We start from the raw sequence: 13,134 nt of genomic DNA, 5'->3' as shown, positions 1-13,134 counted from the left end.
GATTCATCGCCCTACGCGCCGGGATCGATCCACTACGGCAGCGCAGTCGTCCGCGACGGAGACCTGTTCGGGCACGCGGTCAGCGTCGCCGCCCGCATCACCGCCCTCGCTGGCGCCGGCCACGCCGTGATCACCGATCCGATCTGCCCGCCACCAGCCGAGCTGGATTGCTCGCCATGCTCGCTGACCTGCTGAAAGACACCGGAGTTGGCCTGCCAAAAGGACACCCGGATAAGGCTCGCTCAGTTCGTGCCGTCGCCGTTCAACAGCAACCCGTCGTAGCGCTGAGAACGTTGCGTAGTGCTTCCAACGAGTCCGGTTGCGCTCGGTAGTAGACGTTCATGCCGCGGCGCTCGGGGGTGACCATGCCGGCTTTGCGGGGCTGCCCCAGGTGGTGACTGGTGGTGGCTTCGGTGAGGCCGACCGCGGTCGCGAGGTCGCAGGTGCAGGTCCCGTCACCGGTGTCGGTAAGCAGGATTGAGACGAGCTTGATCCGAACGGGATCGGCAAGCGCCTTGAGCCGCAACGCGATCTGCAGCGCGGTGTCGTCATCGAGCGGTGCCGCCGATACCGGTGCGCAGCAGATCGGGGCGCTGATGTCGACCATCGGCAAGGGCTTCGGCATGACCAGATCGTACGCCCCTACTTGACATATGTCGAAAAGGTGGGCACGCTGCAGAGTGACCGCAGTTCGATATATGTCTCACAGGTGAAGGTGATGGTCATGTCCCGTATGCAGTTGGCGCTCAACGTCGATGATCTCGATACCGCGATCGAGTTCTACTCCAAGCTGTTCAACACCACCCCGGCCAAACGCAAGCCGGGATACGCCAATTTCGCGGTCGTCGAGCCGCCGCTGAAACTGGTGCTGCTAGAGAACCCCGGCCAGGGCGGCACGATCAACCACCTCGGCGTCGAGGTCGAATCGAGCGAGAAGGTGCACGCCGAGATCGCCAGGCTGTCCGGGGAGGGCCTGTTCACGCAGGAGGAGATCAACTCCACCTGTTGTTTCGCAACCCAGGACAAGGTCTGGGTGACCGGCCCGGCGAACGAGAAGTGGGAGGTCTACACCGTGCTCGCCGACTCCGACACCTTCGGCACCAGCCCGAAACTGTTGGAACAGAACGCCGCCGCCGACGACGCCGAGCAGGGTTCGGTGTGCTGCGGTGGCAGCGCCGCCGAACCGGCCGAAGCGCGCACGGCCTGCTGCTGAGCCCGACGTTCAGCCCGCGCTCCCGCCTACCGCGCGATGCGGTCGGCGAGGGCGCGGATCCGGGCGGTGATGTCGTCGCGGATCAACCGCATCCGTTCGATGCCGTCGATGCCCCGTTCGGAGGGTTCGTCGGTGTTCCACACCTCGAGGGCGACGCCGTCGGGTGGGGTGACGTCGGCGGTGCCGACCACCACGACGAGATCTGCAGTTTGCATCAGTTCGTCGGTGAGTTGGCGCGGCTGATGTCCGTCCACGGTGGCGCCGACTTCGGCGAGCACCTGGGCGGACAGGTCGTTGACCTGGCCGCCGATCTTCGCGCTGGTGCCGGCCGAGGATGGGGTGATCCGGGCGGTGACTGTCGGTGTGAGATGTTCGGCCATCACCGATTTGCCGCGATTGGACACGCACACGAACAGCACCTGCGGTGTCGTGCTCACCGGCCGACCTGCTGGTCGGCGGGTACGAGTTCGTCGAGGAGGTCCTCGACGAGTCCGCGGATCTGATCGCGGATCGGGCGGACCGCGTCAATGCCTTGGCCGGCTGGGTCGTCGAGGGCCCAGTCGCGGTACCTGACGCCGGGGAATACTGGACATGCATCGCCACAGCCCATGGTGATCACCACGTCGGAGGATTCGACCGTGTCGGGGGTGAGGATCTTCGGTGACTGCGCGGAGATGTCGATACCGACTTCGGCCATCGCCGCGACAGCGGCGGGATTGATTGAGTCGGCGGGAGCAGATCCGGCGGAGCGGACCTCGACACTGCCCTGGCTCAGAGCGGTGAGGAACCCCGCGGCCATCTGTGAGCGGCCAGCATTGTGGACGCACACGAACAGCACGCTAGGTCGAGAGGAAGACATGAAACACAGGCCCTTTCAGCTGTGGAGGAAAGCTCGGAAAGTCACACACGGTCGGCCGTGAGCTCGGCAAGGAGCTCGCGAACCCGGGCATCAAGGTCATCGCGGATGGCGCGAACCTCGCCTAGTGGACGGCCTTCAGGATCGGAGACCGTCCAGTCGAGATACCGCTTACCGGGATAGATCGGACACGCGTCGCCGCAACCCATCGCTACGACCACGTCGGCGGCGGCGACCACATCGTCGGTTAGCGGTTTGGGGTACTGCGTACCCAAGTCGACGCCGATCTCGCTCCTTGCTTCGACGACGGTCGGGTTGATCGAGTGCGCGGGTGTTGACCCGGCTGAGCGCACGTGTACCCGCCCAGCGGCGTGATGGGTCAACAATCCTGCGGCCATCTGCGAGCGGCCGGCGTTCTGCACGCAGATGAAGAGAACCTCGGGCACATCCTTGGGCACCGCGCCCTCAGCCTGGGCGAGGGCGCGTAACCGATCAGCCGCGAACCGGCCCGCCAAGGTCGTCAGATGCGTATGCACCCGGGAGGTACGCCGTAACACGGTGTAGGACTCGAAGACACAGCGTTCTACCGTCTGGCGAGACACCACCCCTTCGTACTTGGCGGCCAAGTCGGCGGCGGTACGGGCCAACACGGTATGAGGCATCAACAGTTCGGGCTGCTCGCGGTGTTCACCGCGACGTAGGTGTTCGTCCAACGCATTCTCAGACATCGCGAGCAGGCTCCTTCGACACATCTAGGCTAGTAGCAGTGGGAGTTGTGAAGCGTTTCCGCAACGCCAGGGACACATAGACGAGGGCGACGAGAACCGGGACCTCGATCAGTGGCCCGATGACCCCGGCGAGAGCCTGGCCGGAGGTCGCACCATAGGTCGCGATCGCGACGGCGATGGCGAGTTCGAAGTTGTTGCCGGCGGCGGTGAACGCCAGCGTGGTGGTCCGTGCGTAACCCAGCCCCATCGCGGCGCCGAGGACGAATCCGCCACCCCACATCACCGCGAAGTAGATCAGCAGCGGCAGCGCGATCCGCACGACGTCCCACGGGTGAGAGGTGATCTGCTCCCCCTGCAAGGCGAACAGGATGACGATGGTGAACAGCAGACCGTAGAGGGCCCACGGCCCCAATCGCGGGAGGAACGAGGATTCGTACCATTCGCGGCCTCTGGCCCGTTCGCCGATGCGGCGGGTGAGATAGCCGGCGATCAACGGGATTCCGAGGAAGATCAGCACCGACTTCGCGATCTGCCACGGCGAGGTGTCGATGGTCGTCTGTTCCAGGCCGAGCCATCCGGGTAGCACCGAAAGGTAGAACCAGCCCAGCACGGCGAACATGATCACCTGGAACACCGAGTTCAGTGCGACGAGGACGGCAGCCGCCTCGCGGTCGCCGCACGCCAGGTCGTTCCAGATGATGACCATCGCGATACAGCGCGCCAGACCGACGATGATCAGTCCGGTCCGGTATTCCGGTAGGTCCGGGAGCAGAAGCCAGGCCAGCGCGAACATCAACGCGGGTCCGACGATCCAGTTCAGCAGGAGCGATCCCAGGAGCAGGCGACGATCGCCAGTGACCGAGTCGAGTCGGTCGTAGCGCACCTTGGCCAGCACCGGATACATCATGATCAGCAGTCCGAGAGCGATTGGCAGCGAGATGCCGTCGATCTCCACGGCCGCCAGGGCGTCACCCAGGCCGGGAACGGTGCGGCCCAGCATCAGGCCCGCGACCATTGCTGCGCCGATCCACACCGGCAGGAACCGGTCGAGCATCGACAACTTCGCCGCGACCGCGGTGTCGGTGGTGGTCACTGGTCGGCCTCGCACGAACGAGTTTCCCCCACAACCATGGCGAGATCGCCCAGCAGGACCGACAGTTGTTGCAGTGCTTCGGTGTTCACACGGTAGTACACCCAGGTCGCGCGGCGTTCGCTCGTCACCAGACCCGCCTGACGCAGCACCTTGAGATGATGCGAGATCGTCGGCTGCGACAGCTCGAACGGCCCGGAGATGTCGCACACGCACGCCTCACCTCCCGGATGCGCGGCGACCTCCGACAGCAACCGCAGCCGAACCGGATCCGCGAGCGCCTTCAGCAGCGGGGTAACCGCTCCGGTCTCGTCACCACTCAGGCCGCGGCCTGGCAAGAGAAGCAAGTTCTTATTCGACACCCGTCAATATTGACATACATCGATTCAACGGGACAAGGCCCTCCGATACCCGGGAGCGCACTTGCGTTCCCGCATTGAGATCCACCTCCGGCGCACAAGCGCTGGCTGTGACCAGCGCTCATGCGCCAGAAGTGGCGATCGTGTCGAAGTTGTGCGCGTGTCGAAGTGGTGCGCGCGACGTTGACCTGCGGCGCGCACTCTCGATGCGGCCGCAGAGGAGGGGCCGGCGATCAGTCCTTGTTGCCGGGGATGCCGACGATGAACCCGACCCCGATGATGATGCAGGAGATCAGCGCGACGACGAACATGACCCAATATGCTGGCATGTCCGTGACGCTACTGCGGAAAAACAACGCCCGCAGCCGGTTCGGGATCATTGAGGTCCAAGTACCCGCAGGTCGTGGGGCCTGGGCATGAGGTCGAGCGACGTGGCGAGGAAGGGTCGCGACCACCGGGAAACCGCCGGGCACGGTGATGGTGCCCATGTTCAGCAGGATCGCGAGGGCCATGCCGAGGGCGATGTCGCCGACGGTGAGCTCCACTCGGCCCGCCTGCGCGAGGAACATCACGACGATCATGTAGTTGAGGTCCGGATTTCGTCGCAGGTGAGGCGGTTGAACCTTATGACGTTGTGCCCGCATTCCGGACACAACGTCATACGGATGCGAGGGTCGGGTAGGCGGCGGCGAGGAGCAGCGAGGCGAGGGTGGCTTCGGCATCGGTGGCGTTGCGGAGGTCGATGACCTCGCGCAGGTGAAGGCGCGTTTCAGCGCCGGACTCCTCGTCGGGTCCGTGGATCTCGGTGCGCACCTTGTTGAGTTGTTCGGCGAATCGTCGGGGGATGTCGGGTCGCCGGTTGATGCGTGCGGGGTTGGGTGGTGCGCCGGGTTCGGCGTTCAACCGCCAGGCGCAGCGGCCTTCGTCGGGGCCTTCACGGACCATGCGGGTGGTGTAGCCGCCGGGTTCATTGCTGACCATCCGGTTGTGTTTCGGGCACGCCGGTGCGAGGTCGGTGATGTCGGTGAGTCCACCGAGACCCCAATCCAGTTGCGCGTGGTGCATTTCCACGTGCGCCGCGGATATGCCGCAGTCGGGGGTGGAACAGACCTCGCCGTCGGGTCGGGCGAAGGACACGAGACGTTGTGCACGGGTGGCCAACCTCTTGCCGCGGCCGAAGTACAGCGGGACGGCGGTGGCGTCTTTGAACACCGCCAGCCAGGGTTGGGTGTCGGCGGCCAGGTTGATCAGGTCGGTGATCGGGATCAGGGTGCCGGTCGCGGTGGTGGCGAACCCGGCTTCGCGTCGTAGGTCGTTGAGATCGGCTTTGATGATCAGCTGGATGGGTAACCCGCGGTGGCTCTTACCCAGGAGTCCGTCGTCGAACACGGCTTTCAGGAGTGCGTTGAGGGCGTCGTGGTTGAGCTGGGCGGGGGTGCGGTCGTCGCGTGCGGCTGCGGCTTCGACCGCCTCGGGGTCGGCGTCCTCGATGGAACCGTGGGGGGAGTCGGGGTCGTCGGGGTTGTTCATGCCGGGTTTGGCCCAGACGGCGAGCAGCATGGTGATGCGGGCGAGGAGTTCGGGGGTGAGGTTGGCGGTCATCTTGGCGGTGCCGTCGGCGCGTTGCCGGTTGACCGACAGTTTGCGGCGACGTTTGCGGTCGGTGTCGTCGGTCAGTGTGCCGTCGGGGTCGAGGTGGGCCAGTAGTCGTGCACCGAGGGCGGTGATGTCGGCGGGGGTGTGGTCGACGGCGATCTCGGCCATCTGTCGTTCGGCGGCGACTTTCACGTCGTGGTCGGTGGCGTGTGGGATCTGGTCGAGGACGTCGAGTACTGCCCGGACGTGGGAGGTGCTGACCTTGCCGTCGGCCAATGCCTCTGCCAGAGCGGGGCGTTCGGGTTCGAGTGGTTCGCCGGTCGGGCTGAGGTGGGTGGCGGTCGCGTGGCGTTGTTTGGTGCGGCGCATGGGGTCGGCCATGCGTAGGCGGTGGGTCATGAACTGGGTGATGCTGCGGTGGCCGGTCTTGTGGGGTAGGTCGCGGTCGGCGATCTCGATGATCTGTCGGTCGCCGGCGAAAGTGAGTCGGGCGATGGCGCGTTCGGTTCCGGCGGCGACGTCGATGAGTTCGGCATCGGAACACTGCGCCAGATCGACGGCCTGGAGTTCGGTGGTGATCCGGTGCAGTTCCTGCACGAGCTCGGAGGCGCGGGTCGACGGCCCGACGTCGGTCTGCGAGATTTCGGTCAAGACGGTCACCCCCCGATGCCGTGTTCGAATGTATGTTCGACTGTACTCGCAATCCCATTGCCGCGCAACGCGTATCGAACATCGATCGATCGCGGGAATTGTCGGTGGCGTCTGGTAATGGGCGGCGAGATGACCACCGAGCCGGACCGTCCGGCTCGCGAGGGCTCCGGCGCATCGTGACGCCAGGCGGCGCGACTGGGCTTCCGAATCACACTGAGTCAAACTGGCGGAGGAGGGGATCTCGGCGAACCTGATCCACCTGTACCCGGCAGATCAGGAGGCGCCACTCAACTCGGGGGAGATCGACGCGGCGGCGCTGCCGGGCGTCATCCCGTCGGTCGCGTTGCAGACGTTCGAAGGCAAGGGCTTCCATCTGGTCGATTCGGTCTACCGGGATCGTCCGAACCTCGCCGGCACGGGTGTGACCGTCAGCAGCGAGGACTTTCTCACCAAGAACCCCGGGTTCGCACCTACGTGGCAGAAGCTTCACACCGACGCCGTCAGGTACGCCAAGGCCCACTGGGAGGAGTACCTGCGGTTCGAACTCGGCAACTCGAAGGCTCCCGAGGCGCCGGTCCGTGCCGCGGCGAACCCCGACGGTTATTCCGAGGAACCGTTCCCCGCGGACGTCGTCGAGCTGCTCACCGGCACCAGGGCGTTCCTCGTCGACCAGGGCAGCATCAAGTCCGACTTCGACCTCGAGACCTGGTTCCAACGCCCCTCGGGGGACAAGAACCCCTGACACACGGCGCAGGCGCATCGTCGGCGTCCCGGACCGCCCGGGTCGCCGACGTGCGCCGTAGCGGCGTGGCGCCCGACACACCACACGCCGGTGATCACCCGCACCAGAAACCCGCTGGCCACCGACCCGTATCCTGGATGGGTAATTTCCCGCACCGACCAGGAGAGATCATGCTCGCCCGAACTGACCTGCGCGGTAGCACTCCGACGCTCGCCGAATTGCGTCGTGCGCTGCCCCGCGGGGGTACCGACGTCAATGCCGTACTCGACACGGTGACGCCGGTGGTGCATGCGGTGGCCGAGACCGGCACGCCCGCGGCCCTGGAGTTCGGTGAGAAGTTCGACGGTGTCCGCCCGACTTCGGTGCGTGTGCCTGCTCAGGTCATCGCCGACGCGCTGGCCGGTCTGGATGCACAGGTCGCCGACGCGCTGCGCGAGTCCATCACCCGTGCGCGCAAGGTCCACTCCGATCAGCGCCGGGAGACCACCCGCACCCAGGTCGTCGACGGCGGCGTCGTCAGCGAGAAGTGGATTCCGGTCCGCCGCGTCGGCCTCTATGTCCCCGGCGGCAACGCGGTCTACCCGTCGTCGGTGATCATGAACGTCGTCCCGGCCCAGGAGGCCGGCGTCGGTTCGCTGGTCGTCGCGTCGCCCCCGCAGAAGGACTTCGGCGGCTGGCCGCACCCGACCATCCTCGCGGCCTGTGCGCTCCTCGGCGTCGACGAGGTGTGGGCCGTCGGTGGCGCACAGGGCGTCGCGCTGCTCGCGTACGGCGGAACCGACACCGACGCCGCCGACGAGCCGGGCGCAGTCCTCGACCCCGTCGACCTGATCACCGGACCGGGCAACATCTACGTCACCGCCGCCAAGCGTCTGTGCCGCAGCGTGGTCGGCATCGACTCCGAGGCAGGTCCCACCGAGATCGCGATCCTCGCCGACGACTCGGCCGACGCAGGCATCATCGCCTCCGACCTCGTCAGCCAGGCCGAGCACGACGTCCTCGCCGCCTCGGTGCTCGTCACCGACAGCGCCGAACTCGCCGACGCCGTCGATGTCGCCCTCGAGCAGCAGGTCGCCGCAACCAAGCACCGCGAGCGCGTCACCACCGCGCTGTCGGGGGAGCAGTCGGGCATCGTTCTGGTCGACGACGTCGAAGCCGGCCTCGCCGTCGTGGACGCCTATGCCGCCGAACACCTCGAGATCCAGACGCGCGACGCCGCCGCGGTCGCCGACCGTGTCCACAACGCCGGCGCGATCTTCGTCGGTCCGTACGCGCCGGTCAGCCTCGGCGACTACTGTGCGGGCTCCAATCACGTTCTGCCGACCTCGGGTTCGGCGCGCTTCGCGTCGGGCCTGTCGGTGCAGACCTTCCTCAAGGGCGTCCACGTCATCGACTACGACGAGGCCGCCCTGCGTGAGGTCGCCGACAAGGTCGTCACCCTCGCCGACGCCGAGGACCTGCCCGGCCACGGCGACGCGGTGAAGCAGCGTTTCGCCGGAAGCGTGCGCCCATGACGGCATCGGACGCGACTGTGACGACGGAGGCGGGGCGCTCGGTCCCCGGATCGCAGATCAGCGTCGACGATCTGCCGCTGCGGGAGAACCTGCGCGGCAAATCCGCTTATGGCGCACCGCAACTCAAGGTGCCGGTGATCCTCAACACCAACGAGAACCCGCACCCGCCGTCACCGGCGCTGATCGACGACGTCGCCGAGTCGGCACGTGAGGCCGCCGCGGAACTGCATCGCTACCCGGATCGGGACGCGGTCGCGTTGCGCACCGACCTCGCCGCATACCTGACCCGCGCGACCGGTGTGCAGCTCGGTGTCGAAAACCTGTGGGCCGCAAACGGTTCCAACGAGATCCTGCAGCAGTTGCTGCAGGCGTTCGGTGGTCCCGGGCGCTCCGCGCTCGGCTTCGTGCCGTCGTACTCGATGCACCCGATCATCTCCGACGGCACCGACACCACCTGGCTGGTCGCGGCACGGTCGCCCGACTTCGGTCTCGACATCGACTACGCCGTCGCCGAGGTGACCAACCGCGAACCCGACGTGGTCTTCGTGACCTCGCCGAACAACCCGACCGGTGGCTCGATCCCGCTCGCCGACCTCCAACGCATCGTCGAGGCCGCACCCGGCATCGTGATCGTCGACGAGGCGTACGCCGAGTTCTCGTCCGCACCGAGTGCGACCGAGCTGATCGAGGAGTTCCCGGCCAAGGTCGTCGTCAGCCGCACCATGTCGAAGGCCTTCGCCTTCGCCGGTGGCCGTCTCGGCTACCTGGCCGCCGCGCCGGCGGTCGTCGACGCGATCCAGCTCGTCCGGCTGCCGTACCACCTGTCGGTGCTGACCCAGGCCGCCGCACGCGCCGCACTGCGTCACAGCGACGACACCCTCGCCGGTGTCGCGAAGATCATCGCCGAACGCGAACGTGTGGTGACGGCGCTCACCGGCTTCGGCTACCGCGTCGTCGAGTCGGACTCGAACTTCGTCCTGTTCGGCGGCTTCCGGGATGCGCCGGCGTCGTGGCAGCGTTACCTCGATGCCGGTGTCCTCATCCGGGACGTCGGGATCACCGGCCACCTGCGGGTGACCATCGGACTCCCGCACGAGAACGACGCATTCCTCGACGTCAGCCGCACGCTCGCCACCACAGATCTGGAGAACTCTCAGTGAGCATCCCCGCGCCTCGCATCGCGAAGGTCGAACGGACCACCAAGGAATCGTCGATCTCGGTCGAACTCAACCTCGACGGAACCGGGTTCACCGACATCTCCACGGGCATCGCGTTCTACGACCACATGCTGACGGCGTTCGGTCAGCACGGCAGCTTCGACCTGACGGTCAAGGCCGAGGGCGACATCGAGGTCGAGGGTCACCACACCATCGAGGACACCGCCATCGTGCTCGGCCAGGCGCTCGGTCAGGCGCTCGGGGACAAGCGGGGCATCCGCCGCTTCGGCGACGCCTGGATCCCGATGGACGAGACCCTCGCGCAGGCCGTCGTCGACGTCTCCGGGCGTCCGTACTGCGTGCACACCGGTGAACCGGAACACCTTCTCACCGCGGTGATCGGCGGCTACCCGGGTGTGCCGTACTCGACGATCATCAACCGGCACGTCTTCGAGTCGATCGCGCTCAACGCCCGCATCGCCCTGCACGTGCGGGTGCTCTACGGCCGCGACCAGCACCACATCACCGAGGCCGAGTTCAAGGCCGTGGCGCGTGCCCTGCGCACGGCCACCGAATACGACGCCCGGGTCAGCGGCGTCCCGTCGACGAAGGGAGCCCTGTGAGCGCTACCGACGTCACGATCCTCGACTACGGTTCGGGCAACCTGCGCTCGGCGCAGCGTGCACTCGAACGCACCGGCGCCCAGGTGACGGTGACCTCCGACTTCAACACCGCGCTGCAGGCGACCGGCCTGGTCGTCCCGGGTGTGGGTGCGTTCGCCGCGTGCATGGAAGGCCTGCGCGCGGTGAAGGGCGACCGGATCATCGGCCGCCGCCTCGCCGGTGGACGCCCGGTGCTGGGCATCTGCGTCGGCATGCAGATCCTCTTCGAACGCGGCGTGGAGTTCGGTGTCGAGGCCGACGGCTGCGGTGAGTGGCCCGGCAGCGTCACCCAGCTGCCCGCGCCGGTCCTGCCGCACATGGGCTGGAACACCGTGGAGGCCCCCGAGGGCTCGGTGCTGTTCGACGGCCTCGACGCCGACACCCGGTTCTACTTCGTGCACTCCTACGCCGCACAGACCTGGGAGATGGACAACGTCGGTTCGCCGCTGCACGCTCCGAAGCTGACCTGGGCCGAGCACGGCGGACGGTTCCTGGCCGCGGTCGAGAACGGACCGCTCTCGGCCACGCAGTTCCACCCGGAGAAATCCGGGGACGCCGGTGCCCAACTCCTGGAGAACTGGGTGAAGGGCCTCTCATGACCGACGGCACGCCGGCCGGCGAAGCGGACGGGAACACGCCCGACACCCCGTCTGCGGGCAGCGGTTTCTCGATCGCCAAGCTCGCGTTCTACGCTCTCGGCGCCGGTGTGCTGGTCCTGGCGGCGTGCATACCGCTCATCCTCCTGCTGGCGAACTGGTCACCGCTCGCAGGTCTGGTCGCCGCACTGGCCGCAGTGGTCGCGATGATCGCGGCCATCGGTACCGTGGCAAACCGCATGGTCAACCGCGCGCGGGCGGAGCTGATCGCCGCCCGCGACGGACACCCGCCCGCCTGACCCGCTCGACACACAACAGCCCGACCCGAGAACAGACAGGAACACTCCACCCATGGGTAGCACCCTCGAACTCCTTCCCGCCGTCGACGTCGCCGACGGGCAGGCGGTCCGCCTCGTCCAGGGCGCGGCCGGCACCGAGACCTCCTACGGCTCGCCGCGCGATGCGGCGCTGGCGTGGCAGAACGACGGTGCGGAGTGGATCCATCTCGTCGACCTCGATGCGGCCTTCGGTCGCGGCGACAACCGTGAGCTCCTCGCCGGGGTCGTCGGCGAACTCGACGTGAAGGTCGAGCTGTCGGGCGGCATCCGCGACGACGACTCGCTCGCCGCCGCGCTGGCGACCGGCTGCACCCGCGTCAACCTGGGCACCGCAGCCCTGGAGAACCCGGAATGGTGCGCCCGCGCGATCGCCGAACACGGTGACCGCATCGCCGTCGGCCTCGACGTCATACGCGACGGCGACTCCTACCGGCTGCGCGGCCGCGGCTGGGTCACCGACGGCGGCGACCTGTGGGAGGTCCTCGAGCGTCTCAACCGCGACGGATGCTCGCGCTACGTGGTGACCGACGTGTCCAAGGACGGAACCCTCAAGGGCCCGAACCTCGAACTGCTCGCCGAGGTCGCCGCGGCCACCGACGCCCCGATCGTCGCCTCCGGAGGTGTGTCGGCCATCGACGACCTCGTCGCCATCGCCGGCCTCGTCGACCAGGGTGTCGAGGGCGCGATCGTCGGCAAGGCCCTCTACGCCGGCCGCTTCACCCTGCCCGAGGCACTCACGGCCGTCGCCGGGGTCTGATGAGCGCGACCCAGAGCTCGCTCGACCTCCCGCGGTTGCTCGACACCGCGGGGTCGGTGCTCGACGCAGCCGTCGAGACCTTCGTCGAAGGTCTGGGTGCGCCAAGTGCCGTGCACAAGGGCGGGACGGACTTCGCCACCCAGGTCGACCTCGACCTGGAACGGCGGATCTCCGCCGAGCTCGAGGGCCGGACGCAGATCCCGGTCCACGGTGAGGAATTCGGCGGCGCCGATCCGGTCGACGGCCCGGTGTGGGTGCTCGATCCGGTCGACGGGACCTTCAACTACTCGGCAGGCATGCCGCTCACCGGCATCCTGCTCGGGCTCGTCGTCGACGGCGAGGCGACCCTCGGTCTGACGTGGCTGCCGCTGCTGGACCGCAAGTACGCTGCTCACGCCGACGGTCCGCTGCTGATCAACGGCGAGGCCGCCGAGCCGCTGCCGGACACGCCGCTGGAGGAGGCCGCGGTCGCCTTCGGGCCGTTCAACGCGGCCGGGCGCGGTCGCTATGCGGGGGATCGACGCGCAGATCTGTTGCGCGCGTTGAGTTCCCGCGTCGCCCGTATCCGGATGACGGGGAGCACGGGCGTCGACATGGCGTTCACCGCCTCGGGCGTCTTCGGCGGGGCCGTCGCCTTCGGGCGGCACCCGTGGGACAACGCGGCGGGCGCCGCGCTGGTCCGGGCGGCCGGTGGGGTCGCCTCCGACATCGCGGGCGAGCGCTGGACGGTCGCCTCCCCGTCACTGGTCGCGGGCACGCCGACCGTGCACGCGGGTCTGATGGCAGTGATCGAGCAAACGGTCGGGGAGTGGTCGGAATGAGCACCCCGGCAACCGATGAGACAGGCACGAGAGCATCCCATGAAGAACGAGCAC

Annotated in this window: 16 protein-coding genes and 1 pseudogene; 9 read left to right on the top strand and 8 right to left on the bottom strand. The window is 67.5% G+C overall.

The features are described from left to right. Positions 1 to 262: 262 nt before the first annotated feature. Complete coding sequence (locus C5O27_RS17945) at positions 263 to 625, bottom strand: Rv2640c family ArsR-like transcriptional regulator (protein ID WP_127963114.1); 363 nt, start codon at positions 623 to 625, stop codon at positions 263 to 265. Between the two features lie 99 nt (positions 626 to 724). Here C5O27_RS17945 and C5O27_RS17940 point away from each other — a divergent pair, with 99 nt between their 5' ends. Next, positions 725 to 1,213: an ArsI/CadI family heavy metal resistance metalloenzyme gene (locus C5O27_RS17940; protein ID WP_174351863.1), complete on the top strand. Its 489-nt coding sequence runs from the start codon at positions 725 to 727 to the stop codon at positions 1,211 to 1,213. 26 nt (positions 1,214 to 1,239) lie between these two features. On the opposite strand, the gene C5O27_RS17935 is transcribed toward C5O27_RS17940, so the two are convergent. The 7 genes and pseudogenes from C5O27_RS17935 to C5O27_RS17905 all read right to left on the bottom strand — a co-directional run bounded on the left by C5O27_RS17935 (position 1,240) and on the right by C5O27_RS17905 (position 6,502). Further along, positions 1,240 to 1,650: an arsenate-mycothiol transferase ArsC gene (locus tag C5O27_RS17935; protein ID WP_005193685.1), complete on the bottom strand. Its 411-nt coding sequence runs from the start codon at positions 1,648 to 1,650 to the stop codon at positions 1,240 to 1,242. Then, on the bottom strand, positions 1,647 to 2,072 hold the full coding sequence (locus C5O27_RS17930; protein ID WP_006360546.1) for an arsenate reductase ArsC: 426 nt from the start codon (positions 2,070 to 2,072) through the stop codon (positions 1,647 to 1,649). The genes C5O27_RS17935 and C5O27_RS17930 overlap by 4 nt, the downstream gene beginning before the upstream one ends. 41 nt (positions 2,073 to 2,113) lie before the next feature. Further along, positions 2,114 to 2,797, bottom strand: a complete 684-nt coding sequence (locus C5O27_RS17925; protein WP_127963115.1) for an arsenate reductase/protein-tyrosine-phosphatase family protein — start codon at positions 2,795 to 2,797, stop codon at positions 2,114 to 2,116. After that, positions 2,790 to 3,890 (bottom strand): ACR3 family arsenite efflux transporter, encoded by a 1,101-nt coding sequence (arsB, locus tag C5O27_RS17920; protein WP_127963116.1) that lies wholly within the window; start codon positions 3,888 to 3,890, stop codon positions 2,790 to 2,792. The genes C5O27_RS17925 and arsB overlap by 8 nt, the downstream gene beginning before the upstream one ends. Next, positions 3,887 to 4,249: an ArsR/SmtB family transcription factor gene (locus C5O27_RS17915; RefSeq protein WP_020173050.1), complete on the bottom strand. Its 363-nt coding sequence runs from the start codon at positions 4,247 to 4,249 to the stop codon at positions 3,887 to 3,889. Before C5O27_RS17915 ends, arsB begins: the two co-directional genes overlap by 4 nt. Before the next feature lie 415 nt (positions 4,250 to 4,664). Beyond that, positions 4,665 to 4,836 (bottom strand): annotated as a pseudogene (locus C5O27_RS17910) (dicarboxylate/amino acid:cation symporter); the annotation flags it as partial. A gap of 67 nt (positions 4,837 to 4,903) precedes the next feature. After that, on the bottom strand, positions 4,904 to 6,502 hold the full coding sequence (locus C5O27_RS17905) for a DUF222 domain-containing protein (protein ID WP_127963293.1): 1,599 nt from the start codon (positions 6,500 to 6,502) through the stop codon (positions 4,904 to 4,906). A gap of 334 nt (positions 6,503 to 6,836) precedes the next feature. Here C5O27_RS17905 and C5O27_RS17900 point away from each other — a divergent pair, with 334 nt between their 5' ends. The 8 genes from C5O27_RS17900 to C5O27_RS17865 all read left to right on the top strand — a co-directional run bounded on the left by C5O27_RS17900 (position 6,837) and on the right by C5O27_RS17865 (position 13,080). After that, complete coding sequence (locus C5O27_RS17900) at positions 6,837 to 7,235, top strand: substrate-binding domain-containing protein (protein ID WP_244216538.1); 399 nt, start codon at positions 6,837 to 6,839, stop codon at positions 7,233 to 7,235. Between the two features lie 170 nt (positions 7,236 to 7,405). Next, positions 7,406 to 8,749: a histidinol dehydrogenase gene (gene hisD / locus C5O27_RS17895; protein ID WP_127963292.1), complete on the top strand. Its 1,344-nt coding sequence runs from the start codon at positions 7,406 to 7,408 to the stop codon at positions 8,747 to 8,749. Continuing rightward, on the top strand, positions 8,746 to 9,909 hold the full coding sequence (locus tag C5O27_RS17890) for a histidinol-phosphate transaminase (protein WP_127963291.1): 1,164 nt from the start codon (positions 8,746 to 8,748) through the stop codon (positions 9,907 to 9,909). Before hisD ends, C5O27_RS17890 begins: the two co-directional genes overlap by 4 nt. Continuing rightward, positions 9,906 to 10,529 (top strand): imidazoleglycerol-phosphate dehydratase HisB, encoded by a 624-nt coding sequence (hisB, locus tag C5O27_RS17885; protein ID WP_127963290.1) that lies wholly within the window; start codon positions 9,906 to 9,908, stop codon positions 10,527 to 10,529. The genes C5O27_RS17890 and hisB overlap by 4 nt, the downstream gene beginning before the upstream one ends. Next, a complete protein-coding gene (gene hisH / locus C5O27_RS17880; RefSeq protein WP_006359153.1) occupies positions 10,526 to 11,167 on the top strand; it encodes an imidazole glycerol phosphate synthase subunit HisH in 642 nt (213 codons plus the stop codon). Before hisB ends, hisH begins: the two co-directional genes overlap by 4 nt. Continuing rightward, positions 11,164 to 11,463: a hypothetical protein gene (locus tag C5O27_RS17875; RefSeq protein WP_127963289.1), complete on the top strand. Its 300-nt coding sequence runs from the start codon at positions 11,164 to 11,166 to the stop codon at positions 11,461 to 11,463. The genes hisH and C5O27_RS17875 overlap by 4 nt, the downstream gene beginning before the upstream one ends. A 52-nt stretch (positions 11,464 to 11,515) precedes the next feature. Next, positions 11,516 to 12,259 carry a bifunctional 1-(5-phosphoribosyl)-5-((5-phosphoribosylamino)methylideneamino)imidazole-4-carboxamide isomerase/phosphoribosylanthranilate isomerase PriA gene (priA, locus tag C5O27_RS17870; RefSeq protein WP_006867632.1) on the top strand — a complete coding sequence of 248 codons (744 nt, stop codon included), beginning with the start codon at positions 11,516 to 11,518 and terminating at the stop codon, positions 12,257 to 12,259. Continuing rightward, complete coding sequence (locus tag C5O27_RS17865) at positions 12,259 to 13,080, top strand: inositol monophosphatase family protein (protein WP_127963288.1); 822 nt, start codon at positions 12,259 to 12,261, stop codon at positions 13,078 to 13,080. The genes priA and C5O27_RS17865 overlap by 1 nt, the downstream gene beginning before the upstream one ends. Positions 13,081 to 13,134 lie beyond the last annotated feature (54 nt).

It is taken from the genome of Gordonia alkanivorans (assembly GCF_004011905.1).
GTDB classification, from domain to species: domain Bacteria; phylum Actinomycetota; class Actinomycetes; order Mycobacteriales; family Mycobacteriaceae; genus Gordonia; species Gordonia alkanivorans.
Note: the sequence above shows the minus strand (reverse complement) of the source record. Positions and strands in the feature narration are given on the sequence as shown.

What these genes read in the sequence shown, in the direction of transcription:
- C5O27_RS17865 (WP_127963288.1), top strand. Translation starts at nt 12,259, where the DNA reads ATGAGCGCGACCCAGAGCTCGCTCGACCTCCCGCGGTTGCTCGACACC.
- C5O27_RS17925 (WP_127963115.1), bottom strand. Translation starts at nt 2,797, where the DNA reads ATGTCTGAGAATGCGTTGGACGAACACCTACGTCGCGGTGAACACCGC.
- C5O27_RS17930 (WP_006360546.1), bottom strand. Translation starts at nt 2,072, where the DNA reads ATGTCTTCCTCTCGACCTAGCGTGCTGTTCGTGTGCGTCCACAATGCT.
- hisD (WP_127963292.1), top strand. Translation starts at nt 7,406, where the DNA reads ATGCTCGCCCGAACTGACCTGCGCGGTAGCACTCCGACGCTCGCCGAA.
- priA (WP_006867632.1), top strand. Translation starts at nt 11,516, where the DNA reads ATGGGTAGCACCCTCGAACTCCTTCCCGCCGTCGACGTCGCCGACGGG.
- C5O27_RS17940 (WP_174351863.1), top strand. Translation starts at nt 725, where the DNA reads ATGTCCCGTATGCAGTTGGCGCTCAACGTCGATGATCTCGATACCGCG.
- C5O27_RS17890 (WP_127963291.1), top strand. Translation starts at nt 8,746, where the DNA reads ATGACGGCATCGGACGCGACTGTGACGACGGAGGCGGGGCGCTCGGTC.
- C5O27_RS17945 (WP_127963114.1), bottom strand. Translation starts at nt 625, where the DNA reads ATGCCGAAGCCCTTGCCGATGGTCGACATCAGCGCCCCGATCTGCTGC.
- C5O27_RS17875 (WP_127963289.1), top strand. Translation starts at nt 11,164, where the DNA reads ATGACCGACGGCACGCCGGCCGGCGAAGCGGACGGGAACACGCCCGAC.